The 24163-nt window shown below is 42.8% G+C and carries 9 protein-coding genes and 1 other RNA gene; 8 read left to right on the top strand and 2 right to left on the bottom strand.

What is annotated here, in order from left to right; translation table 11 throughout:
* Positions 1 to 193: 193 nt before the first annotated feature.
* The 3 genes from NYE79_RS08485 to NYE79_RS08475 all read left to right on the top strand — a co-directional run bounded on the left by NYE79_RS08485 (position 194) and on the right by NYE79_RS08475 (position 17108).
* On the top strand, positions 194 to 2176 hold the full coding sequence (locus NYE79_RS08485; RefSeq protein WP_084917707.1) for a peptide ABC transporter substrate-binding protein: 1983 nt from the start codon (positions 194 to 196) through the stop codon (positions 2174 to 2176).
* A gap of 277 nt (positions 2177 to 2453) precedes the next feature.
* A complete protein-coding gene (locus tag NYE79_RS08480; protein ID WP_339293683.1) occupies positions 2454 to 8822 on the top strand; it encodes a SpGH101 family endo-alpha-N-acetylgalactosaminidase in 6369 nt (2122 codons plus the stop codon).
* A gap of 141 nt (positions 8823 to 8963) precedes the next feature.
* On the top strand, positions 8964 to 17108 hold the full coding sequence (locus NYE79_RS08475) for an SIALI-17 repeat-containing surface protein (RefSeq protein ID WP_339293682.1): 8145 nt from the start codon (positions 8964 to 8966) through the stop codon (positions 17106 to 17108).
* Between the two features lie 167 nt (positions 17109 to 17275).
* Here NYE79_RS08475 and pbp1a read toward each other — a convergent pair whose 3' ends face one another.
* A complete protein-coding gene (gene pbp1a, locus NYE79_RS08470) occupies positions 17276 to 19444 on the bottom strand; it encodes a penicillin-binding protein PBP1A (protein WP_001041840.1) in 2169 nt (722 codons plus the stop codon).
* Positions 19441 to 20037: a Holliday junction resolvase RecU gene (gene recU, locus NYE79_RS08465; protein WP_049489795.1), complete on the bottom strand. Its 597-nt coding sequence runs from the start codon at positions 20035 to 20037 to the stop codon at positions 19441 to 19443. Before recU ends, pbp1a begins: the two co-directional genes overlap by 4 nt.
* A gap of 66 nt (positions 20038 to 20103) precedes the next feature.
* On the opposite strand from recU, the gene NYE79_RS08460 reads away from it, so the two are divergent.
* From NYE79_RS08460 to NYE79_RS08440, 5 genes are all read left to right on the top strand, one after another.
* Entirely contained in the window at positions 20104 to 20631 is a 528-nt protein-coding gene (locus NYE79_RS08460) for a DUF1273 domain-containing protein (protein WP_268721593.1), read from the top strand.
* 69 nt (positions 20632 to 20700) lie between these two features.
* Positions 20701 to 21030, top strand: a complete 330-nt coding sequence (gene gpsB / locus NYE79_RS08455; RefSeq protein WP_000146523.1) for a cell division regulator GpsB — start codon at positions 20701 to 20703, stop codon at positions 21028 to 21030.
* A gap of 20 nt (positions 21031 to 21050) precedes the next feature.
* Positions 21051 to 21432, top strand: an RNA gene (gene rnpB / locus NYE79_RS08450) — RNase P RNA component class B.
* 83 nt (positions 21433 to 21515) lie between these two features.
* Positions 21516 to 22673, top strand: coding sequence for a class I SAM-dependent RNA methyltransferase (locus NYE79_RS08445; protein WP_217970542.1), 1158 nt, complete (start codon positions 21516 to 21518; stop codon positions 22671 to 22673).
* Between the two features lie 12 nt (positions 22674 to 22685).
* A complete protein-coding gene (locus NYE79_RS08440) occupies positions 22686 to 24131 on the top strand; it encodes a cell division site-positioning protein MapZ family protein (RefSeq protein ID WP_217970543.1) in 1446 nt (481 codons plus the stop codon).
* The last annotated feature ends 32 nt before the right edge of the window (positions 24132 to 24163 follow it).

Here is a 24163-nt window from a genome sequence, read left to right as displayed (position 1 = left end):
TGATAAAAAATCTGATTTTCGGTCCTTGTTTTGCTGGTTTAAGATATAAAAATATAGTATTAGAGAATCATAATTTTATAATAGAAAACATATTTTTCAGAATTTACCAAAGTAATTCAAAAATTCTGAAAATTTTATTGACATGTTTCTGAAAAGGGACTATAATGGGGTGAAAGTTTTAAAGGAGAAAACAATGAAAAGTTCAAAACTACTTGCCCTTGCGGGTGTGACGTTATTGGCAGCTGCGACTCTTGCGGCCTGCTCTGGATCAAGTTCAAATGCTAAAGGTGAGAAAACATTCTCATACATTTACGAAACGGATCCTGATAACCTAAACTATTTGACAACTGGTAAGGCAGCTACAGCAAATATTACGAGCAACGTTATTGATGGCTTACTTGAAAATGACCGCTACGGTAACTTTGTACCATCTATGGCTGAGGATTGGTCTGTATCTAAGGATGGATTGACTTACACGTATACACTCCGAAAGGATGCAAAATGGTATACATCTGAAGGTGAGGAATATGCAGAAGTTAAAGCTCAAGACTTTGTAACTGGTCTTAAGTATGCTGCTGATAAGAAATCAGATGGTCTTTACCTGGTTCAGGAATCTATCAAGGGATTGGATGCCTATGTCAAAGGAGAAATTACAGATTTTTCTCAAGTAGGAATCAAAGCTCTTGATGATTATACCGTTCAATACACATTGAACAAGCCAGAAAGTTTCTGGAATTCTAAGACAACAATGGGTGTTCTGGCTCCTGTTAATGAAGAATTTTTGAACTCTAAAGGGGATGACTTTGCTAAAGGTACGGATCCAAGCAGTATTCTCTATAATGGACCATTCTTACTCAAATCAATCGTAGCCAAATCATCAGTCGAGTTCGAAAAGAATCCAAACTATTGGGACAAAGACAATGTCCATCTTGATAAAGTGAAATTATCCTTCTGGGATGGTCAAGATACTAATAAGCCAACTGAAGCTTTCAAAGACGGTAGCTTTACAATGGCTCGCCTCTTCCCAACAAGTGCTAGTTACTCAGAGACTGAAAAAACATTCAAAGACAATATCGTTTATACCCAACAAGATTCTACTACTTATTTAGTAGGCACAAATATCGATCGCCAGTCTTATAAGTACACTTCTAAGACAACAGATGAGGAAAAAGTATCAACCAAGAAGGCACTTTTGAATAAGGACTTCCGTCAAGCTATTGCATTTGGTTTTGACAGAACAGCCTACGCTTCTCAAGTAAATGGTGCAAGCGGGGCTACTAAACTGCTTCGTAACTTATTTGTTCCTCCTACATTTGTACAGGCAGATGGGAAAAACTTTGGGGAATTAGTTAAGGAAAAATTGGTGACCTATGGAGATGAGTGGAGCAACGTAAACTTGGATGATGCCCAAGATGGACTCTACAATCCTGACAAAGCCAAAGCAGAGTTCGCTAAAGCTAAGGCGGCCCTTCAAGCGGAAGGTGTGAAATTCCCAATCCACTTGGATATGCCTGTAGATCAAACCAATACAACAAAAGTTCAACGTGTTCAATCTTTTAAACAGTCAGTTGAAGAAAATCTAGGATCAGATAATGTGGTTATCGACATCCAACAGCTCCAAAAAGATGATGTTCAAAACATTACCTACTTCGCTGAAACTGCGGCTGGAGAAGACTGGGATATCTCAGATAACGTGGGTTGGTCTCCAGACTATATCGATCCATCTACTTATCTTGATATTATCAAGCCTTCTGTAGGAGAAAATACGAAAACATATCTAGGATTTGATTCTGGGACAAACAACGCTGCGGCTAAGCAAGTTGGTTTAGAAGATTACGAAAAAATGGTTGTGGAAGCTGGTGAAGAAACCACTGATGTTTCAAAACGTTATGAGAAATATGCTGCTGCCCAAGCTTGGTTGACAGACAGTGCCTTGCTCATCCCAACAACTTCTCAAACTGGTCGTCCAATGTTGTCTAAGATGGTACCATTTACACTTCCATTTGCATACTCTGGTAACAAGGGTATGAGTGAAGCCCTTTTGTACAAATATCTAGAAGTACAAGATAAAGCCGTGACAACAGACGAATACCAAAAAGCTCAAGAAAAATGGTTGAAAGAAAAAGAAGAGTCAAATAAAAAGGCCCAAGAAGAACTCGCAAACCATGTGAAATAACTTTAAAAAAGTAAAGGATTTAGCCATCGACATGATGGTTAAGTCCTTTTTTATCTTGGTATAAGTCCCTGAATGATTAGAGATAGGATTTTTCAGAAAAGAGAAAATTTTAGTGAATTTTACCTATTTCCTATTGCTTTCTGCCTTTTTATTTGTTATATTAAAAGTACAATTATTTTTTATTTATAACAGTTAAGCTTAGCACTTTCAGAGAAAGGAGTATTTTTTAAAAAAGAAATGTAAACGCTTACTGGAAAATGAAAGGATTTAGGAGTTCATGGATAAACGATTTTTTGAAAAACGCTGTAAGTTCAGTATTCGTAAATTTACGCTTGGAGTAGCTTCGGTGATGATTGGAGCGACTTTCTTCGCAGCTAGCCCAGTATTGGCTGATCAAGCAAGAGTTGGTTCAACAGATAATTTGCCGAGTGAACTAGCTGATTTGGATAAGAAGGCTAGTGATGAGGGGCACGATTTTGACAAGGAAGCTGCCGCTCAGAATCCTGGTTCGGCTGAGACTACTGAAGGCCCTCAAACAGAAGAAGAGTTGTTGGCTCAAGAAAAAGAAAAGTCTGAAAAGCCAAGCAATCTGCCAAAAGAATTAGAAGATAAGTTGGAGAAGGCTGAAGACAATGGGCGCGAAGTTAACAAGGATCAATTGGCCCAAGATACTGGCAAGCTCGTCCCAGAAGATGTGGCTAAGACTACCAACGGGGAATTAAACTACGGCGCGACTGTTAAGATTAAGACGCCATCAGGAGAAGGTAGCGGTATTGTCATTGCTAAAGACCTTGTCTTGACGGTTTCTCACAACTTTATCAAGGATAGCCAAGACGGCAATGTCCGTAAGGTTGTGGACAATGACCAAGGGGATGGAGATATCTATAGCATCTCATATCCAGGATTGCCAGATGTCAAGTTTAGCAAGAAAGATATCATTCATTGGGATCGTGAAGGCTACCTGAAAGGCTTCAAAAATGATTTGGCCCTAGTGAGATTGCGTACAGTTCTCGAAAATACGCCTGTTGAAGTAACTAAAAAGCCAGTAGTTAAGAAAATCGGAGATAAGCTTCATGTCTTTGGTTATCCAGAAGGGAAATTGAATCCGATTGTCAATACTACAGTTGACTTTGCGGAACCATACGGAGAAGGTGTCCAAGGGATTGGTTACCAAGGAGGAAAACCAGGCGCTAGTGGTGGCGGTATCTTTGATACAGAAGGCAAACTAGTCGGTGTTCACCAAAATGGTGTAGTTGGAAAACGGAGCGGCGGTATTCTCTTCTCACCAGCTCAACTAAAATGGATCCAAGACCACATACAGGGAATTTCAAGTGTGAAACCAGCAGACTTAGAAGAGAAAGAAAAACCGGCTGAAGAAAAACCAAAAGAGGATAAACCTGCAGCTGCTAAACCTGAAACACCTAAGGCAGTAACTCCTGAATGGCAAACAGTAGCGAATAAAGAGCAACAAGGAACAGTCACTATTCGTGAAGAAAAGGGTGTTCGCTACAATCAGTTGTCGTCGACTGCGCAGAACGACAATGGGGATAAACCAGCCTTGTTTGAAAAACAAGGATTGACAGTTGACGCTAATGGAAATGCGACTGTTGATCTAACTTTCAAAGAAGATTCTGAAAAAGGCAAATCACGTTTTGGTGTCTTCTTGAAATTTAAAGACACCAAGAACAATGTTTTTGTTGGATATGACTCAGGTGGCTGGTTCTGGGAATACAAGACACCAGGTAATAGCACATGGTATCAGGGCGGTCGTGTTGCAGCTCCAGTAAATGGATCAGTGAATCATCTGACTATTAGCTTAAAATCAGATGGTCAGCTGAATGCAACAAATAATGATGCAAAACTTTTTGATACAGTTACTTTGCCAGCTGCTGTTAATGAGAATCTTAAAAATGAGAAGAAGATCCTTCTCAAGGCAGGAACTTATAGCAATGATCGCACGGTTGTCAGCATTAAAACAGACAATCAAGAAGGCGTAAAAGCGGATGATACTCCTGCCCAGAAAGAAACAGGTCCGGCCGTTGACGATAGCAAGGTGACTTATGACACGATCCAGTCAGCAGTTTTGAAAGCGGTAATTGATCAAGCCTTTCCTCGTGTGAAAGAATACACTTTGAATGGGCATACTTTGCCAGGACAAGTTCAACAACTTAAGAAAATCTTGGTAAACAATCGCGACATTACACCTGAAGTCACTTATAAGAAAATCAATGAGACAACAGCAGAGTACGTGATGAAACTTCGCGATGAGAAGAATTTCATCAATGCAGATATGACAGTACGCTTGCAAGTTGTGGACAATCAATTACACTTTGATGTGACCAAGATTGTCAACCACAATCAAGTTACTCCAGGTCAGAAAATTGATGATGAAAGAAAACTTCTCTCCTCTATCAATTTCTTAGGAAACTCACTTGTGTCAGTTTCAAGCGACCAAACTGGAGCTAAGTTTGACGGGGCAACCATGTCAAACAACACTCATATCAGTGGAGATGATCATATTGATGTAACCAATCCAATGAAAAACTTGGCTAAGGGTTACATGTATGGATTTGTTTCTACAGACAAGCTTGCTGCAGGTGTTTGGAGTAACTCTCAAAACAGCTACGGTGGTGGTTCGAATGACTGGACTCGTTTGACAGCATTCAAACAAACTGTTGGAAATACAAACTATGTGGGAATCCAAAGTTCTGAATGGCAATGGGAAAAAGCTTATAAGGGCATTGTTTTCCCAGAATACACCAAGGAACTTCCAAGTGCCAAGGTTGTTATCACCGAAGATGCCAATGCCGACAACAAAGTCGACTGGCAAGATGGTGCCATTGCTTATCGTAGCATCATGAACAACCCTCAAGGTTGGGAAAAAGTCAAGGATATCACTGCTTACCGTATCGCGATGAACTTTGGTTCACAAGCACAAAATCCATTCCTTATGACCTTGGATGGTATCAAGAAAATCAATCTCCACACAGATGGTCTTGGGCAAGGTGTTCTCCTTAAAGGATATGGTAGTGAAGGTCACGACTCTGGTCACTTGAACTATGCTGATATTGGTAAACGTATTGGTGGTGTCGAAGACTTCAAGACCTTGATCGAAAAAGCGAAGAAATATGGTGCTCATCTAGGTATCCACGTTAACGCTTCTGAAACCTATCCTGAGTCTAAATATTTTAATGAAAATATTCTTCGTAAAAATCCAGATGGCAGCTACAGCTATGGTTGGAACTGGCTAGACCAAGGTATCAACATTGATGCTGCTTATGACTTGGCGCATGGACGCTTGGCTCGCTGGGAAGACTTGAAGAAAAAACTTGGTGATGGTCTCGACTTTATCTATGTGGACGTTTGGGGCAATGGTCAATCTGGTGATAACGGTGCCTGGGCTACTCACGTTCTTGCTAAAGAAATTAACAAACAAGGCTGGCGTTTTGCGATTGAGTGGGGCCATGGTGGTGAATACGACTCTACCTTCCAACACTGGGCAGCTGACTTGACCTATGGTGGCTACACTAATAAAGGTATCAACAGTGCTATCACCCGCTTTATCCGCAACCACCAAAAAGATTCATGGGTTGGGGACTACAGAAGCTACGGTGGTGCAGCTAACTACCCACTTCTAGGCGGCTACAGCATGAAAGACTTTGAAGGCTGGCAAGGACGAAGCGACTACAATGGCTACGTGACTAACCTCTTTGCCCATGATGTCATGACTAAGTACTTCCAACACTTCACTGTAAGTAAATGGGAAAATGGTACACCAGTTACCATGACCGATAATGGTAGCACCTATAAATGGACTCCAGAAATGAAGGTTGAGCTAGTCGATGCTGCAGGTAACAAGGTTGTTGTGACTCGTAAGTCAAATGATGTCAATAGCCCGCAATACCGCGAACGTACAGTAACGCTCAACGGACGTGTCATCCAAGATGGTTCAGCTTACTTGACTCCTTGGAACTGGGATGCAAATGGTAAGAAACTTCCTACTGATAAGGAAAAAATGTACTACTTCAATACGCAGGCTGGTGCAACAACTTGGACACTTCCGAGCGATTGGGCAAATAGCAAGGTTTACCTTTACAAGCTAACTGACCAAGGTAAGACAGAAGAGCAAGAACTAACTGTAAAAGATGGCAAGATTACCCTAGAACTTCTAGCAAATCAACCATACGTTCTTTACCGTTCAAAACAAACCAATCCTGAAATGTCATGGAGCGAAGGAATGCACATCTATGACCAAGGATTTAACAGTGGAACCTTGAAACACTGGACCATTTCTGGTGATGCTTCCAAGGCAGAAATTGTCAAATCACAGGGTGCAAATGAAATGCTTCGTATCCAAGGCAATAAGAGCAAGGTTAGCCTTACTCAGAAACTGACTGGCTTGAAACCAAATACCAAGTATGCTGTTTATGTCGGTGTTGATAACCGTAGTAATGCTAAGGCAAGTATCACAGTGAATGCTGGCGAGAAAGAAGTGACTACTTATACCAATAAGTCACTCGCTCTCAACTATATCAAGGCTTATGCTCATAACAATCGTCGTGAAAATGCTACAGTTGATGATACAAGTTACTTCCAAAATATGTACGCCTTCTTTACAACTGGATCGGACGTATCAAATGTCACTCTGACATTGAGTCGTGAAGCTGGTGATGAAGCAACATACTTTGATGAAATTCGTACCTTTGAAAACAATTCAAGCATGTACGGAGACAAGCATGATACAGGTCAAGGCACCTTCAAACAAGACTTTGAAAATGTTGCTCAGGGTATCTTCCCATTCGTAGTGGGCGGTGTCGAAGGTGTTGAAGATAACCGCACTCACTTGTCTGAAAAGCATGATCCATATACACAACGTGGTTGGAACGGTAAGAAAGTTGATGATGTTATCGAAGGAAATTGGTCATTGAAGACAAATGGGCTAGTGAGCCGTCGTAACTTGGTTTACCAAACTATTCCGCAAAACTTCCGCTTTGAGGCAGGTAAGACTTACCGTGTAACCTTTGAATATGAAGCAGGTTCAGACGATACCTATGCCTTTGTAGTCGGAAAGGGAGAATTCCAGTCAGGTCGTCGTGGTAGTCAAGCAAGCAACTTGGAAATGCATGAATTACCAAATACTTGGACGGATTCTAAGAAAGCCAAGAAAGTAACCTTCCTCGTGACAGGTGCAGAAACAGGCGATACTTGGGTAGGTATCTACTCAACTGGAAACGCAAGCAATACTCATGGAGATGCTGGTGGAAATGCCAACTTCCGTGGTTACAACGATTTCATGATGGACAATCTTCACATCGAGGAAATTACCCTAACAGGTAAGATGTTGACAGAAAATGCTCTGAAGAACTACTTGCCAACGGTTGCCATGACCAACTATACGAAAGAGTCTATGGATGCTTTGAAAGAGGCGGTCTTTAACCTCAGTCAGGCAGATGATGACATTAGCGTGGAAGAAGCGCGTGCAGAGATTGCCAAGATTGAAGCTTTGAAGAATGCTTTGGTTCAGAAGAAGACAGCTTTGGTAGCAGAAGACTTTGAAAGTTTGGATGCGCCAGCTCAACCAGGTGAAGGTCTTGAGAATGCCTTTGATGGCAATGTGTCTAGTCTATGGCATACATCTTGGAATGGTGGAGATGTAGGCAAGCCTGCAACTATGGTATTGAAAGAACCTACTGAAATCACAGGACTTCGTTATGTTCCACGTGCCTCTGATTCAAATGGAAACTTGCGAGATGTGAAACTGGTTGTCACAGATGAGTCTGGTAAAGAACATACCTTCACAGTGACAGATTGGCCAAATAACAACAAACCAAAAGACATTGACTTTGGCAAGACAATCAAGGCTAAGAAAATTGTCCTTACTGGTACCAAGACTTACGGAGATGGTGGCGATAAATACCAATCTGCAGCGGAACTCATCTTTACCCGTCCACAGGTAGCAGAAACACCACTTGACATGTCTGGCTATGAAGCAGCTTTGGCTAAGGCGCAGAAATTAACAGACAAAGACAATCAAGAGGAAGTAGCTAGCGTTCAGGCAAGCATGAAATATGCGACGGATAACCATCTCTTGACGGAAAGAATGGTGGCCTACTTCGCAGACTATCTCAACCAATTAAAAGATTCTGCTACGAAACCAGATGCTCCAACAAGTAGCAAGGGTGAAGAACAACCACCAGTTCTTGATGTACCTGAGTTCAAAGGCGGCGTCAATGCAACAGAAGCAGCTGTACATGACCTACCTGAGTTTAAGGGCGGTGTCAATGCAGCAGAAGCAGTTGTACATGAGGTTCCTGAGTTCAAGGGCGGCGCTAATGCGGTCCTAGCGGCTGCAAATGAAGTCCCTGAGTTTAAGGGTGGCGTCAATGCGGTCCAAGCCTTGGTAAACGAGAAACCAGCCTACACAGGTGTATTGGCTACAGCTGGAGATCAAGCAGCTCCAACTGTTGAAAAACCTGAGTACCCGCTCACTCCAAGTCCAGTAGCTGATACCAAAACTCCGGGAGCTAAAGATGAAGAGAAACTTCCTGCTACAGGAGAACATGGTTCAGAAGCAGCCCTCTTCTTAGCAAGTGTGAGCATCGCTTTATCTGCTGCGATTCTTGCGACAAAACGTAAAGAAGAGTAATGAGATTTGATTTTAGCAGTTCAAAGCAACTCGAATCAAAAAGGAACAAACAGCCGGAGAGGACCTCTAGGTTCTCTCCTTTTTTCAAAGGAGAAATGATACCGCTTACTCATGTATGCGGAAGAAAGGAATAGGAGAAAGATGGATAGACATTTTTTTGAGAAACGCTGTCACTATAGTATAAGAAAATTTGCAATCGGTGCAGCCTCCGTGATGATTGGTGCTAGTATCTTTGGCGCCAATATGGTTCAGGCAGCAGAAACAGCAGCTCCTTCAGAAACAGAGGGAAGCATCACCCATGTTGAAGCACTGGATAAGTTACCCGATGATTTAGCCGATGCGCTTAAAAAGGCGGATGTAGAAGCTGCAACAGAAGCAAGTCATGAAGAAACTCCAGCGACTGACGAAGGAAGCAATCCTACATCAAGTGAAGAGGCAAAACCAGAGACAAGTCCTACAAGTCCCAAGCCAGCAGAAACGCCGAAACCGGTTGAAACACCAAAGGCAGACAATAAACCAGCTGAAACTGCTACGCCAGCAGCAAAACCAGCTGAAAAGCAAATTGAAGATAGAGAAGATGTCAACCATCTCGAAGGTGCTACTGCTCAGGCGAGCAACCATGAGACTGGTACCAACTTTACTGCGGATAAAGCTATCGATGGAGATGACAATACTCGTTGGGCTACAGACAAAGATGTACCAAAACCAACTTTTGAACTAACTCTGCCAAAGACTACCTTGATCAAACATGTAGAAATTGACTGGGATCGTCGTCTTCGTAATGGGCAAAATGACCCTAATATCAAATCTTGGAGTCTCTACTATGCAGGTCAAGAAGACGTGGGCGCTAATGGAGAAAAACAATGGAAACCCGCTCATACCAAGACTGGAGAACCTGTTTTAGATGAGAAAGTTGACCTAGCTGAAAGTATTCAAGCTAAATATCTTAAGTTAGAAATTAACGACTATCAAGCGGGCACAATGGGTTGGAGAAACGTTGGTATCCAAGAAATTCGAGCTTATTCTAACGTTCCGGACCACAGTAAGGTAACGGATATCCGCCAAGTAACCGAACTAACAGTAGCAGAAGACGGACAGTCTCTTGTCTTGCCAACTTTACCAGGGAAAGTTAGCCTTATCGGAAGCAACAAGCAAGGTGTGATTGACCTTCAAAATCGTATCCATAAACCTCTGACAGATCAACGCGTTAAGGTCATGGTCCAACAAATCAGAGACAGTCATACCTTTACAAAAGAGTTTGAAGTAGTCATCAAGGGGCTACATCAGGACGAAGGTGTGGGTGTGAAACCAAAAGTAGCACCAGCTGTTCAACAATGGTATGGGAAAGAAGGCCAATCTTCTATCACTTCAGATACAGTCCTTGCGACAGGAGATTCTGGCTTTGATCAGGCAGCAACCTTTTATCAGTCAGACCTTGCTAGCCGTGGATTGGAACTAGCAACAGGTAACAAGCAAGCTCAAAAACGAATCGAATTTAAAAAGGTTGAAAACAAAGGTTATGGTAAAGAAGGGTATGGCATTACTATCCAAAATGATGTGATTACCATAGAAGCTGCTACAAACACAGGTGCCTTCTACGCCACTCGTACTCTTCTTCAAATGGGAGAAACAGACCTACAAAATGGCGAAATTCGTGATTTCCCAAGTTTCAGCCACCGTGGCTTTATGTTGGATACAGGTCGTAAATTTATCCCATATGACACTCTTGTAGACATCATGCTTAACATGGCTTACTACAAGATGAACGACTTGCAGTTGCACCTTAATGATAACTACATCTTCCTTAAGGAACACTTGGCAGGTAAGAATTTAAGTCCAGAAGAACAACTCAAGTATGTACTTGAACACGCTAAGACTGGTTTCCGTGTGGAGACAGACATTGTCGGTAAAAATGGGCAAAAACTAACATCAGATGAGCATTATACCAAGGAAGAAATGCAAAATCTGATTAAATTGGCCAAGGCCTTGCATATCAACCTAGTACCAGAAATTGACACACCAGGTCACGCCTTGTCCTTTGTCAAAGTTCGCCCAGACCTCATGTATCAAGGTAGTCTGAGTGATTATGCAGGCAAGCACAATGTTGAGCGCGTAGCTATGCTCGATCTAGACAATAAATACGAAGAAACTCTTAAATTTGTCAAATCCGTCTATGACAAACTTCTAGATGGACCAGATGCACCACTTCATGGGGTATCCACTGTTCATATCGGAACGGATGAATACTATGGCAGCAGAGAAAGTTACCGTCGCTATGTCAATGATTTGACCCAATATATCAAGTCTAAAGGTTATACCCCTCGTATCTGGGGCTCGCTCAGTGCGAAACGAGGTAAAACAGCGGTTGATTGGAACGGAGTAGAGGTTGATATCTGGAGTATCGGATGGCAACGACCAAATGAAGCCATTGCTCAGGGAGCTAAGATTATCAATATCACGGATGTACCGACCTATAGTGTGCCAAGTGGAAGCAATAGTCAAGCAGCCTACGGGGACTATGCTAACTACGAACGTCAGTACAATAGCTGGACACCAAATGATTTTAGAACAGGTGGCGGTCCACTTCTACCAGCTTCTCATCCAAGTATCCTTGGTGGTGGTCACGCAGTTTGGAATGACAATATCGACCTTCATGAGACCGGTTTGACCTCTTATGACATCTTCAAACGCTTCTTCAAGAGCATGCAAACTACTGCGGAGCGCACTTGGGGATCTGACCGTGCAGCTGCGACCTTTGCAGAACGCACCCTACCAACGAGCCCTTATGCGCCACAGTCAAATCCTGATAAAGAGATTGATCAAAGCGACTTGTTTACCATCAATTCTGAAACAGTCAAGAACTATGCAAGTAAGAAAGTGAAGGCAAGCGAACAGGGATTGGCTTTTGAGAAAGACAGCAGTATCGAAGGCTTGGCTGGTGATGTTGGTCCAAGTCGCGTCTTGAAGTTTGATGTAACTGTCACTGGAGACGGGGAACAAACCTTCTCAACAAGTGGGGACAACCGTATCTATCTAGCTGATAAAGACGGCTACCTTGCTTACCAGTTTGAACAGTTCCATATCCAATTCAATAAAAAACTTGAAAAGAACAAACGTTATCAAATCTCCATCGTGACTAAACCACAGTCAACCGAAGTCTATGTGGATGGTGAAAAGATTGAGCGTATCGCAAATCCAGCCCACCCTCGCTTTGCCCACAATAGCTTGGTACTACCGCTTGAAAGCATCGGTGGATTCAAAGGAATCTTGCATAGCGCAGAGTTGTCGGATAAAGCATTTGTAAATCCTCGCTTGATTTCAAATGATAAGATTACTGCAACCGCAAGCAGTCAGCAACTTCCAGGAAACGCGACTGAAGGCGCTGTTGAAAAGGCCTTTGACAATGATCCAAATACCTTCTGGCATACTAAGTGGACCGGTGACACTGCGCCATACACCCTTACTATGACCTTGAAAGAAGCAGAAAAAATCAATGGCTTGACCTATCTCCCACGTCCAGGTGGTGGAAATGGTGTTGTGACGCGCTACGAAATCTACGCACAAAAAGATGGCCAAATGGTCAAGGTTTCAGAAGGAAGCTGGGACAACAACGCCCAAGAAAAAACAGTCAACTTTGCGGCGGTGCATACCAACAAGATTGAATTGAAAGTATTGGAAGGCGTTGGTGGTTTTGCAAGTGCAGCTGAAGTTCATCTATTGAAACCTGTCAAAGAAGAGCAAGAAACGCCTGCACCAAGTCAACCAGAAAAACCAACTACACCAGAAAAACCAAAAGTAGACCAAACCGGTGATGGAACAGTTGAATTGGCAGATCAATTCACTGCAAGTAAACCAGCTAGCGAAGACAGCATTGCAGCTGCTAGCAAGAGCGCAGACTATCTCAAGAAAGAGTACAAGGTCTTCCCAACTCCACAAAAAGTGACTTATGGAGAAGGTGTCACAGCTCTTCGCAAGCAAGTCAATCTGGTCATGGGCGATCAGCTCGATATCTATACTCGCAATCGCTTGAAGAGTGTTTTGCAGGACAATCAAGTATCTTATACAACTGGTAAGGCAGCAATCGCTGGCGCAACCAATATCTATCTTGGAGTGCATGGACAAGGTTCACAAGCAGAGCAAAACTTGTCCAAGGTTTCAGCAGGTCTCTTTGACAAGATTGACGCCTATGTCTTGAGCATCAAGGATAATTCGATTTCCATCGTCGGAAAAGACACTGATGCAGTTTTCTATGGTTTGACAACCTTGAAACACATGCTCAAGGAAAGCCAAGTGCCAGTCCTTCGCAATGTGACAGTAGAAGATTACGCAGAGCTCAAGAACCGTGGTTTCATCGAAGGTTACTATGGAAATCCATGGTCGAATGCCGATCGTGCAGAGCTCATGCGTTATGGTGGCGATTTGAAATTGAACCAATACTTCTTTGCACCAAAAGATGATCCATATCACAACAAGAAATGGCGTGAACTCTATCCAGAAGAAAAACTAGCTGAAATCCGTGAACTTGCTCGTGTCGGAAATCAAAGTAAAACCCGCTATGTCTGGACTATCCATCCATTCATGAACAACCGCATCCGCTTTGGAAATGAAGCGCATTACCAAGAAGATTTGGCAACCATCAAGGCTAAATTTACCCAGTTGATGAAAGTGGGTGTCCGTGAATTTGGTATCCTTGCAGATGATGCTCCAAGCCCAGTCGGAGGCTACAATAGCTACAACCGCTTGATGCAAGATATGACCAAGTGGTTGACTGAAATGCAGGGAACTTACAGCGGTCTTCGTAAAGAAATGATCTTTGTTCCTGGACAGTATTGGGGTAATGGACGTGAAGATGAGTTGAAATCCCTCAATGAAAATCTCCCAAGTTCAACATCCATGACCTTGACGGGTGGTAAGATTTGGGGTGAAGTCTCTGAAAGCTTCCTTTCAACTCTCAAAAACAATCTATCCGCAGGTGGCAAGACCTATCGCCCAGTTTCACTTTGGATTAACTGGCCTGTAACAGATAACTCTAAACAGCACTTGATTCTAGGTGGTGGTGAGAAATTCCTTCATCCGAATGTGGATCCTAGCTTGCTATCTGGTATCATGTTGAACCCAATGCAACAGTCTGAACCATCTAAGATTGCCCTCTTTTCAGGAGCTCAATACTCATGGAAACAGTGGAAATCAGAAGAAGAAGCTAAGAAAATCAATGATATTGCCTTCAACTTTGTAGAAAATGGTCATTTTGAAGATAGCAAGGTATCAGCAGCCTTCCGCGAACTTGGTAAGCACATGATCAACCAAAACATGGATAATCGTGTCGTCAAACTAGAAGAATCTGTAGACTTGGCTCCAAAATTAACAGACTTCATGACTAAGCTCAAAGCTGGTCAGGATGTGACTGCAGAACGTGCAGCCTTGCGAGCTGAATTTGCCAAGATTAAAGAAGCAGCTGAACTCTATAAAGCATCAGGCGATAAAAAAATGGTTGCCCAAATCCACTATTGGTTGGATAATGCAATCGACCAAATGAATGCCCTCGATGCCTTCCTTACAGGAACTGAAGCCATGGCTACAAACGATGCGGCCAAACTTTGGGATAGCTACTATAAAGGTTTGAAATTGTACGAACAGTCTCAAACTCACACCTTCCATTATGTAGACCATATGGAAAAAGCTGAATTGGGTGTTCAACATATTCGTCCATTTATCCTATCCCTGAAAGAAGTTCTAGCGTCTGAAGTTCAAAAAGTCTTGCACCCAGACCAAATCATCAGCACCTTTATCACCAATCGAACAGGTGTAGAAGGTGGTTTGGCAGAAGTAACGGATGGCGACTTGGCAACTCATGCGATTATTAAATCACCAAACAGCATCAAGACAGGTGATTATATTGGTATGAAGTTCAACAAGCCGGTAGCGATCCAAACCTTGACCTTTGCAATGGGAACGCAGGCAAATCCACGTGATACCTTTAGTAAGGCAGAAGTGCAGTATCAAGATGAAAATGATAACTGGGTAACTTTGAAAGAGCCAAGCTATGTCGGAAATGAATCCCTTCTTAAGTTTGAAAATCTCAATATCAAGGCCAAGGCAGTTCGCATGATTGCGACAGCAGACCGTGAGAATACCTGGTTTGCAGTTCAGGAAATTGCAGTCAACCGTCCAGTTGAAAAAGCTCGTAGCCAACAAGCAACGACAGTTAGTCTAAGCTCAAACTTAGTTTACAAACTAAATACCTCAGCCCGTCAAATCACTGATGGCAAGGACAATACAGAAGCCATGATGGCAAATGCTGACGGTAGCAATACGACACCAGTAGATGCCTGGGCACAACTTGACCTCGGTGAAGTCAAGTCAGTCACTAAAGTACGACTTCGCCAAGGAACGGGTGATAAGCTTGCCGCAGGTGTACTTGAGTACTCTACAGATGGAACTGCATGGCAAGAGTTGGATCGCCTATCAGGAGAACAAACCAAGGAAGTGACCAGAGCGATCAATGCTCGTTACATTCGAGTACGCAATACCAAGGCACTCGACCTCTGGTGGCGTATCCAGGACTTCTCTGTTGAGACACGTTCTGGAAATAGTGAGTTAACAGACACCAACGTGGAATCCTTGAAGGAAACGCCGGTAGTGGATAGCTTGGGCAGTTACGAGCTTCAAATTCCAGCTGGAACCAAACTCCCTGCTCATAGCTATCTAGGAATGAAGCTTGACCGTATCCATCAAATCAAGAGCATCCAACTCCAAGGTCAGGCCAACCCTGCTCTTAATCTAGAGTACTCTGCAAATGCGCAAGAATGGACGCCAGCTAGCCAATTGACAGACAGAACTGTCGCAACCCACTTGGTTCGTTATGTTCGTCTGGTCAATAAAACAGATCAGGAACAAGCTGTGACAGCCACTTCTCTCCTTGTGACAACCAAAGAAGTGCAACCAACTAAACTAGAATCTACAACAATGGGCATTCATCCAACATACGGAAGCAATGATGTTCGTAAACTGAACAACCTAGATCAACTATTTGACGGTGTTTACAATAACTTCGTTGAGTTTTCAGACTACGCCCATAAAGATGGCCACGTAACCTTGAAACTTGGCAGCGAACGCACGATTAAGAAAATCAGAGCCTACATCCAAGACGGAACTCAAAACTACCTTCGTGATGGTAAGATCCAAGTCAGCCAGGACGGTAAAACTTGGACAGATGTTGTGACAGTAGGAGATGGTGTGGCCAATAGCACACACGATGATTCATTGACAGATGGTTGGACACATGATTCTAAGATGCCAGGAAATCGCTATATCGAGGGTGAATTGACGACACCAGTTAAAGCTAACTATCTCCGTGTCCTCTATACAGCAGACTATGATGCCCGTTTTGTAGGATTTACAGAATTGGTCATCAACGATGGTGAATTTGTCAAACCAATCAATGATCCAACAGTAGAAGGAAGTAGTGGAGAAAGCCAAGGCAACCTTTATAATAATCTTGTAGACGGCAAAGTCTTGACCAGCTACAAGTCTGAAAAAGATAAGGGCGAATTGGTGTATCACTTGTCTGAACCAACCAAAGCTAACCACCTTCGCCTTGTTTCTAGTCTTCCTGAAGGAGCGAAAGCACGTATTCTTGCTAGAACACTCAAGGATGGTCAAGACAGTTGGACAGACCTCGGTGCCATTACATCTAGTCTCCAAACTTTTGCTATCCGAAATGGCGGCTCTCTTCTAGACGTCAAATTAGTCTGGGAGGGCGGCAAGGCTGAGTTTTATGAATTGGCAAGCTTCCATCAAGAATTAACAGAAGAATCGGTTCAATCAAGTAAGGGTGAAGAGCCAGCACCCGTTCTTGAGGTTCCTGAATTCACAGGTGGTGTCAATGCAGTTGAAGCCTTGGTACATGAGCTTCCAGAGTACACAGGCCCAGTAGCGACAGTAGGTGACCAAGCTGCTCCAACAGTAGAGAAACCTGAGTTCAAGGGTGGTGTCAATGCAGTGATGGCTCTAGTGCATGAATTGCCAGAATACACAGGCCCGCTAGCAACAGTAGGTGATCAAGCTGCTCCAACAGTAGAGAAACCTGAGTTTAAACTTAGCTCACTTGCTTCAGATGAAGATAAGGCACCGGCACCGGAACTAAAACAAGAAGTGACGAAGCGAGAAACAGCTGAACAAAGCTTGCCAGCAACAGGTGAGAGTCAATCTGACACAGCCCTCTTCCTAGCAGGAGTTAGCCTAGCCCTATCTGCTCTCTTTGTAGCAAAAACAAAGAAAGACTAGTATTTAGTAAAACCTCTTAACAAGATTACGAAATCCGTTTCCTATCTTTCCCAATGAGGTTTAAAGTACAGAAAAAGCCTGAGAAGACATCTTCTCAGGCTTTTGTTAAGCATATAAATGCAATAGTGCTATGAAAAAATCACCCAGAAAAATCTGGGTGATAAATGTTATGGTTGTGCTGGTTGAGGATTCTGATTTTGGTTCTGGTTTTGTTGACCAGGCGTTGTATTTGGTTGCTGGTTATTGGTATTATTGTTTGCACTATTATTCGTGCTTGGAGTAGTTGAGCTTGACTGTGAAGTTGAACTTTCTGATGTCGAGCTCGAACTTTCTGGTGTTGGGGCCTGTTGCGGAGCAGGAGCAGTCCATGCAGAACGAGCACCGTTTTTAAAGACGAACTCACCACTTCGATAGAGACCTTCTGGCATAGTCCAGTCGCCAGGGTTGTTATCCTCAGACAGATAAGTCATCATTGAACGGTAAACCTTAGCTGCAACATAGAAGCCATCACCAACGATAGGAGTAAGGCGGTTTGAGTAACCTGTCCATACCGCCATTGAATATTTGCGAGTATAACCAACAAACATTTCGTCTGGAGCTACATAACCAGTATTTTTGATGTAGTTTTCAATTTCATCATCTGTATAGTTTGATGTACCAGTCTTACCAGCTTGAGGTAGCCAAGGGAGATAAGCACCACGACCCGTTCCGTATGCCAAGACAGTCTTCATCATTTCTGTCATCATATAGGCGGTCGTCTCTTTCATGGCACGAGTACCAGGATCAGCGTATTCTTTTGAGCTACCATCACTAAAGACGATTTTGTTGATATACATTGGTTTATGGTAGATACCACCGTTAGCAAAAGCAGCGTAAGCAGCAGCCATTTTCTCACTACTTGCTCCGTACTTTTTGTTTGACTCAGTCGTGTTACTTGAAATCGCGTTGGCATAGTGCATATCCGGATAGTCAATACCGATTCCATTTAGGAAGGTCTTGGCTCTATCCAAACCGACTTTGTTCAAGGTTTCTACGGCCGTAACGTTCCGTGATTGTTGGAGCGCATATTGGATGGTGATGTTTCCAAAATAACTTCTATCCCAGTTGTAAACAGGGGTATCTGTTCCAGGATAGTTGTATGGAACATCATGTACAATCGAAGCAGTTGAGTCGTAGATGTCATACTCCAAGGCAGGAGCATAGTCTGTGATCGGCTTCATGGTAGAACCCCAGTCACGGTTGGTTTCAACAGCTTGGTTGATTCCGAAGGAAACATTGCTTGATTGGTGACGAGAACCTAACTGAGCAATAACTTTCCCATTTGTTACATCCACAATCGTTGAAGCTACTTGCATTTCATCATCAGGATAGTTGACATACTCGTCGGTATTGTAGATATCCCAGAGATGTTGTTGAACTTTAGGATCAACGTTGGTGTAGACGTCCATACCAGTTGTTAAGAGGTTGTAGCCTGTTTCTTGTTCGACTTGATCGATTACCTCTTTGAGATAGTTGTCCATGTATGGAGGATAACTATTAGCCGATTTTAGACTTTGAAGTCCATCTGTAATCGGAGTATTAATCGCTTTTTCATATTGCTCAGCTGAAATGTAACCTTGCCCCTTCATCTCAGAGAGGACGAGATTACGACGTTCTTGAGCGGCTTCTGGATGCGAGTATGGATCATACTGGTTTGGAGCCTGAGGCATACCAGCAAGGAGAGCCAGTTGAGGAATACTTAAATCTTTGAGATCCTTGCCATAGTAACTTTGGGCAGCTGTCTGCATTCCGTAGTTACCGTTTGACATGTAAACCTTGTTGATGTAGTAGGTCAAGATCTCTTGTTTAGTCGCTTTTTGTTCTAGCTGAACAGCTAACCAAGCTTCCTGGGCCTTACGAGAAAGAGTCTGATCAGAAGTTGACGTAGAGAAGTAAGTTAATTTAATCAACTGCTGTGTCAAGGTGGAAGCTCCTTGCAGACCTCCACCACCACGAAGGTTTCGGAGGGTAGCACCTAGGATACGGATCGTGTCGATTCCTCGGTGATTAAAGAAGCGATGGTCCTCAATCGAAACAATAGCGTTGACCAAATCGGTCGGTATTTCGTTTGCTTGGGCATTGACCCGACGTTCTGATCCAAGATCAGCGATAAGCTCGTCATTGCTATCATAGATCTTACTTGACGTTGTAGCGACTAGTTTACTTTCAGAAAGTTCGGGAGCCTTGCTAACATAGTAGAGGAAGAGACCACCACCAAGCATTACAGCTGCGATAAATACAGTTAAGAGACTGATACTGACATACTTAGCTATTCGCAGAAAAGTTTGTTTGTTCATCTTGTTTTACCACCTAGTAAATGTTCTTTGATAATGTCGAGGTAGGGAATTTGAGGAAAAGCACCAGGCTCAATCCTATATCCATTTTCTCGAATATATCCAAGTGGCATTGACTTCTGTCCCTTATCTAGATGATAGAAACGGATGAGGTCAATAGCCGGCAATAAGTAGGTTTCTTGCTGAGAAGAAAAGTGAAGGAGTACAAAGCAGATTCCTTGCTGGGCAAGGACTTGTTCCATATGCTGGATCTGATGGAGATGAAAATTCTTCATCGGTATCGCATGTTTTTGCCTGGTTTCCTTTGCTTCAAAGTCGATGTAGTATCCATCATAAACCCCTGAATAGTCAGTAGTTGAAGCTTGTCTAAAGTAGGCTTCAACGATCTTGGCACGACTTCGTTGGGGATAGTCGACACGTACGATTTGGATGGGAGTCGGTTTCTTGTGAATAACAGCTAACCCATGCGACAAATAGTAGTCGTTCGTAGCATTGATCATCTTTTCAAAAGACATTCCCCGATTTGCGAAATTTTTAGTTTGTGACAGGGGTGCTTGTCTCTTTTGAGATGAAATTTTATGTGGATAGTTGACCATAATTCTCCTTATTGGTACAATAACATCACTCTATTATATCATAAATTTACAAAGAAAGGGTTAAAAATGACATCAGCCTTGATTTTAGGCTATTCAGCCTTTGACCTTGGTCTCTTTAATGACAAGGATATTCGCGTTGATATTATCAAAACAGCCATTCGGAGAGACATGGAACGTCTAGCAGAGGATGGGGTAACTTGGCTTGTCTTTACAGGGACTTTGGGCTTTGAGTACTGGGCGCTTCAGGTGGCGAAAGACATGAAAGCAGACTATGGATTTCAACTGGCGACCATTTTTGATTTTGAAACCCATGGCAGTAACTGGAATGAAGCAAATCAAGCGAAATTGAGTGAGTTCAAGCAGGTTGATTTTGTCAAATACGCCTATCCACAATATGAGCACAAGGGACAATTACGTGATTATCAGAAATTTCTGCTGGAAAATACAGATACTTGTTACCTTTTTTACGACGAAGAAAACGAAACCAAGTTACGATATTTTTACCAAATGATGAAAAATCAAGCGGACTATGTTACAAGAAGATTAACATTTGAGGACTTGAATGAAATGGTAGAAAATTTTTCTGAAAAGTAAGCCTTTGACCTTGATTTTTACTTGTCTTTTTTTATATAATAATACTAGTAACCCAGAATGGAGAGAGACATGGCAAGTATTATATTTTCAGCGAAAGATATTTTTGAACAAGAATTTGGACGTGAAGTACGTGGATATAGCAAAGCAGAGGTCGATGAATTCCTAGACGATGTGATTAAGGACTATGAAACCTACGCAGCTTTGGTCAAATCCCTTCGTCAAGAGATTGCTGATTTGAAGGAAGAATTATCTCATAAACCACAGGTGGCTCCAACTCAACCAGACTCTATTGAAGTAACAGCTTCTACTTCAATGACAAACTTTGATATTTTGAAACGCTTAAATCGTCTCGAGAAAGAAGTATTTGGTAAGCAAATCTTAGACAACCAAGATTTATAATTGACTAAGGAATGAGTGCAATTTTTGGATAATCGCGTGAAGAGGTTCTCTTTTCATGAGGAAAGTCCATGCTAGCACAGGCTGTGATGCCTGTAGTGTTTGTGCTAGGCGAATCCATAAGCCTAGGGACGAGAAATCGTTACGGCAGTCGAAATGGCTAAGTCTTCGGATAGGTCAGAATAGGCTTGAAAGTGCCACAGTGACGGAGTCTTTCTGGAAACAGGGAGAGTGGAACGCGGTAAACCCCTCAAGCTAGCAACCCAAATTTTGGTCGGGGCATGGAGTGCACGGAAACGAACGTAGTACTCTGACTGCTAGCAGATTTATGCTGTTAGCGGTAGACAGATGATTATCGAAGGAAGTGGTCCTAGTCACTTCTGGAACAAAACATGGCTTATAGAAAATTGCATATAGGTTGGGGCTGAGAAATCTTTCTCAACCTCATTTTTTAAAGTGAACAAGAGAAAGGTCTTGCAAGACTAGAAATGAAAGAACAATTTAATTTAATCGCAACTGCTGCGGCGGGTCTTGAGGCTGTCGTTGGACGTGAGGTGCGAGACCTTGGTTATGATTGCCAGGTTGAAAATGGGCGTGTCCGCTTTCAAGGAGATGTGAAGGCAATCATCGAGACCAACCTTTGGCTTCGCGCAGCGGATCGCATCAAGATTGTAGTCGGAAGTTTTCCTGCTAAGACTTTTGAAGAGCTTTTTCAAGGTGTTTTTGCTCTAGATTGGGAAAACTATCTCCCGCTAGGAGCACGTTTCCCGATATCAAAGGCAAAATGTGTGAAGTCTAAACTTCATAACGAGCCTAGTGTTCAGGCTATTTCCAAGAAGGCTGTTGTGAAGAAATTACAAAAACACTATGCCCGCCCAGAAGGAGTTCCCTTGATGGAAACGGGTCCCGAGTTTAAGATTGAGGTATCTATCCTGAAAGATGTGGCAACGGTCATGATTGACACGACAGGTTCTAGCCTTTTTAAACGTGGTTATCGTACGGAAAAGGGTGGAGCGCCGATCAAGGAAAATATGGCAGCGGCCATTTTACAACTATCTAACTGGTATCCAGACAAGACCTTGATTGATCCGACCTGTGGTTCAGGAACCTTCTGCATCGAGGCAGCTATGATAGCTAAGAAGATGGCCCCAGGCCTTCGCCGTTTCTTTGCTTTTGAGGAATGGAACTGGGTCAGCGATCGGTTAATACAGGAAGTTCGCACAGAGGCGACTAAGAAAATTGATCGTGAACTCGAGCTGGATATTATGGGCTGTGATATAGATGCTCGCATGGTGGAAATTGCCAAGGCAAATGCTCAAGCAGCAGGTGTCGCAGGTGATATCACCTTTAAGCAAATGCGGGTACAGGACTTGCGCACTGACAAGATTAATGGCGTTATCATTTCCAATCCACCATATGGGGAACGTTTGTCTGATGATGCAGGAGTTACCAAGCTCTATGCTGAGATGGGACAGGTCTTTGCACCACTGAAAACGTGGAGTAAGTTTATCCTGACGAGTGACGAAGCTTTTGAAAGCAAGTACGGAAGTCCAGCTGATAAAAAGCGAAAACTCTATAACGGTACCTTAAAAGTGGATTTGTATCAATACTTTGGTCAGCGTGTCAAACGCCAAGAGGTAAAATAGAAAGGTGAACTCATGAGTAAGAAAAGACGTGATCGTCATAAAAAAGGACATCAAGAACCACAATTCGACTTTGACGAAGCAAAAGACTTGACTGTTGGTCAAGTCATTCGTAAGAATGAAGAGGTCGAGGCAGGAGTATTGCCTGAGGACAGTATCTTAGACAAATACATCAAACAGCACCGTGAAGAAATCGAAGCCGACAAGTTTGAAACTCGTCAGTTTAAAAAAGAAGAACTAGCTTCTACTCAAAACCTAGAGGAAATGATCCAAGAAGTGCGAGAATCTAGTGAGACTTCTGATCAGGTAGACGATTCAGACCTGGTTGCTGAGGAATCTATTGAAGAGATAGGAAATGAAGAGACTACTCAGTTTGTTCCACCACTTCAAGATGAAGAAAATGCTGAAATAGAGTCTCTCGTTTTAACAGAAACAGAGCCCAAGGAAATAAACGAGGAACAAGAAGAGGAGACCTATACACCTCTATCACGTTCGGCTCAAACAGAACCTGAAACAGGCTCTAAGAAGAAAGGTGTCATCATCATTGCTTCTGTAGTAGCTGCAATCCTTGTGCTTGCTGGAACATATTATGTCTACCGTCAAGTATCTCGTTCAAACCAAGAGATCCAGTCTTCTCAAGCAGCCTCTTCGGATGATCAAGGGACACAAACAGCTTTGAAAGACTTCAATGATCTCTATGATACTTTCTATACAGATGCTAATAAGACTGCTCTGAAAAACAGCCAGTTTGATAAATTGAGCCAACTGAAAACCTTGCTAGATAAGTTAGAAGGTAGCCGTGATTATACACTAGCTAAGTCAAGATATGATAGCCTAGCAACTCAAATCAAGGCCATTCAAGATGTTAATGCCCTCTTTGAAAGCCCAGTTATTACGGACGGTGTCTTGGATACCAATGCGAAAGCCAAAGCGGATGCTAAATTTACAGAAATTAAGACAGGCAACACAGAACTAGACAAACTCTTGGATAAGGCCATTAGTCTTGGTAAGAGTCAACAAACCAGTGCTTCCAGCTCAAGTTCGAGCTCTAGCACGAGTCAAGCAAGCTCAAGTTCAGCTACAGAAAGTAATGCAAGCAGTACGACCCCTTCAACAAGCACCACAGCACCAGCTAGAGACACAAATGGTGGTTTGTCTGGCGATGGGGTTAATCTTCAAAGAAGTGCTAGTCGTGTACCTTACAACCAATCAGCTGTAGACGATAGCAACAACCCTGCTTGGACGTTTGCGGATGGTGTATTGGAACAAGTTCTAGCAACATCACGTGCTCGTGGCTATATCACTGGAAATCAATACATCCTAGAACGTGTCAATATTGTAAACGGAAATGGTTATTACAACCTCTATAAACCAGATGGAACCTATCTCTTCACCCTCAACTGTAAGACGGGTTACTTTGTAGGGAATGGTTCTGGTCATGCTGATGACTTGGACTACTAAGCAACCGTTACAAAATTCTTTCCTTTCATAGG

Source organism: Streptococcus sp. FSL W8-0197 (genome assembly GCF_037963785.1).
In the GTDB taxonomy this organism is placed as follows: domain Bacteria; phylum Bacillota; class Bacilli; order Lactobacillales; family Streptococcaceae; genus Streptococcus; species Streptococcus oralis_CQ.
This window is presented reverse-complemented; position numbering and strand designations above follow the sequence as displayed.

Excerpts from the sequence above, each read along its gene's own strand:
- NYE79_RS08485 (WP_084917707.1), top strand. The coding sequence starts at position 194 with ATGAAAAGTTCAAAACTACTTGCCCTTGCGGGTGTGACGTTATTGGCA.
- NYE79_RS08480 (WP_339293683.1), top strand. The coding sequence starts at position 2,454 with ATGGATAAACGATTTTTTGAAAAACGCTGTAAGTTCAGTATTCGTAAA.
- NYE79_RS08475 (WP_339293682.1), top strand. The coding sequence starts at position 8,964 with ATGGATAGACATTTTTTTGAGAAACGCTGTCACTATAGTATAAGAAAA.
- pbp1a (WP_001041840.1), bottom strand. The coding sequence starts at position 19,444 with ATGAACAAACAAACTTTTCTGCGAATAGCTAAGTATGTCAGTATCAGT.
- recU (WP_049489795.1), bottom strand. The coding sequence starts at position 20,037 with ATGGTCAACTATCCACATAAAATTTCATCTCAAAAGAGACAAGCACCC.
- NYE79_RS08460 (WP_268721593.1), top strand. The coding sequence starts at position 20,104 with ATGACATCAGCCTTGATTTTAGGCTATTCAGCCTTTGACCTTGGTCTC.
- gpsB (WP_000146523.1), top strand. The coding sequence starts at position 20,701 with ATGGCAAGTATTATATTTTCAGCGAAAGATATTTTTGAACAAGAATTT.
- NYE79_RS08445 (WP_217970542.1), top strand. The coding sequence starts at position 21,516 with ATGAAAGAACAATTTAATTTAATCGCAACTGCTGCGGCGGGTCTTGAG.
- NYE79_RS08440 (WP_217970543.1), top strand. The coding sequence starts at position 22,686 with ATGAGTAAGAAAAGACGTGATCGTCATAAAAAAGGACATCAAGAACCA.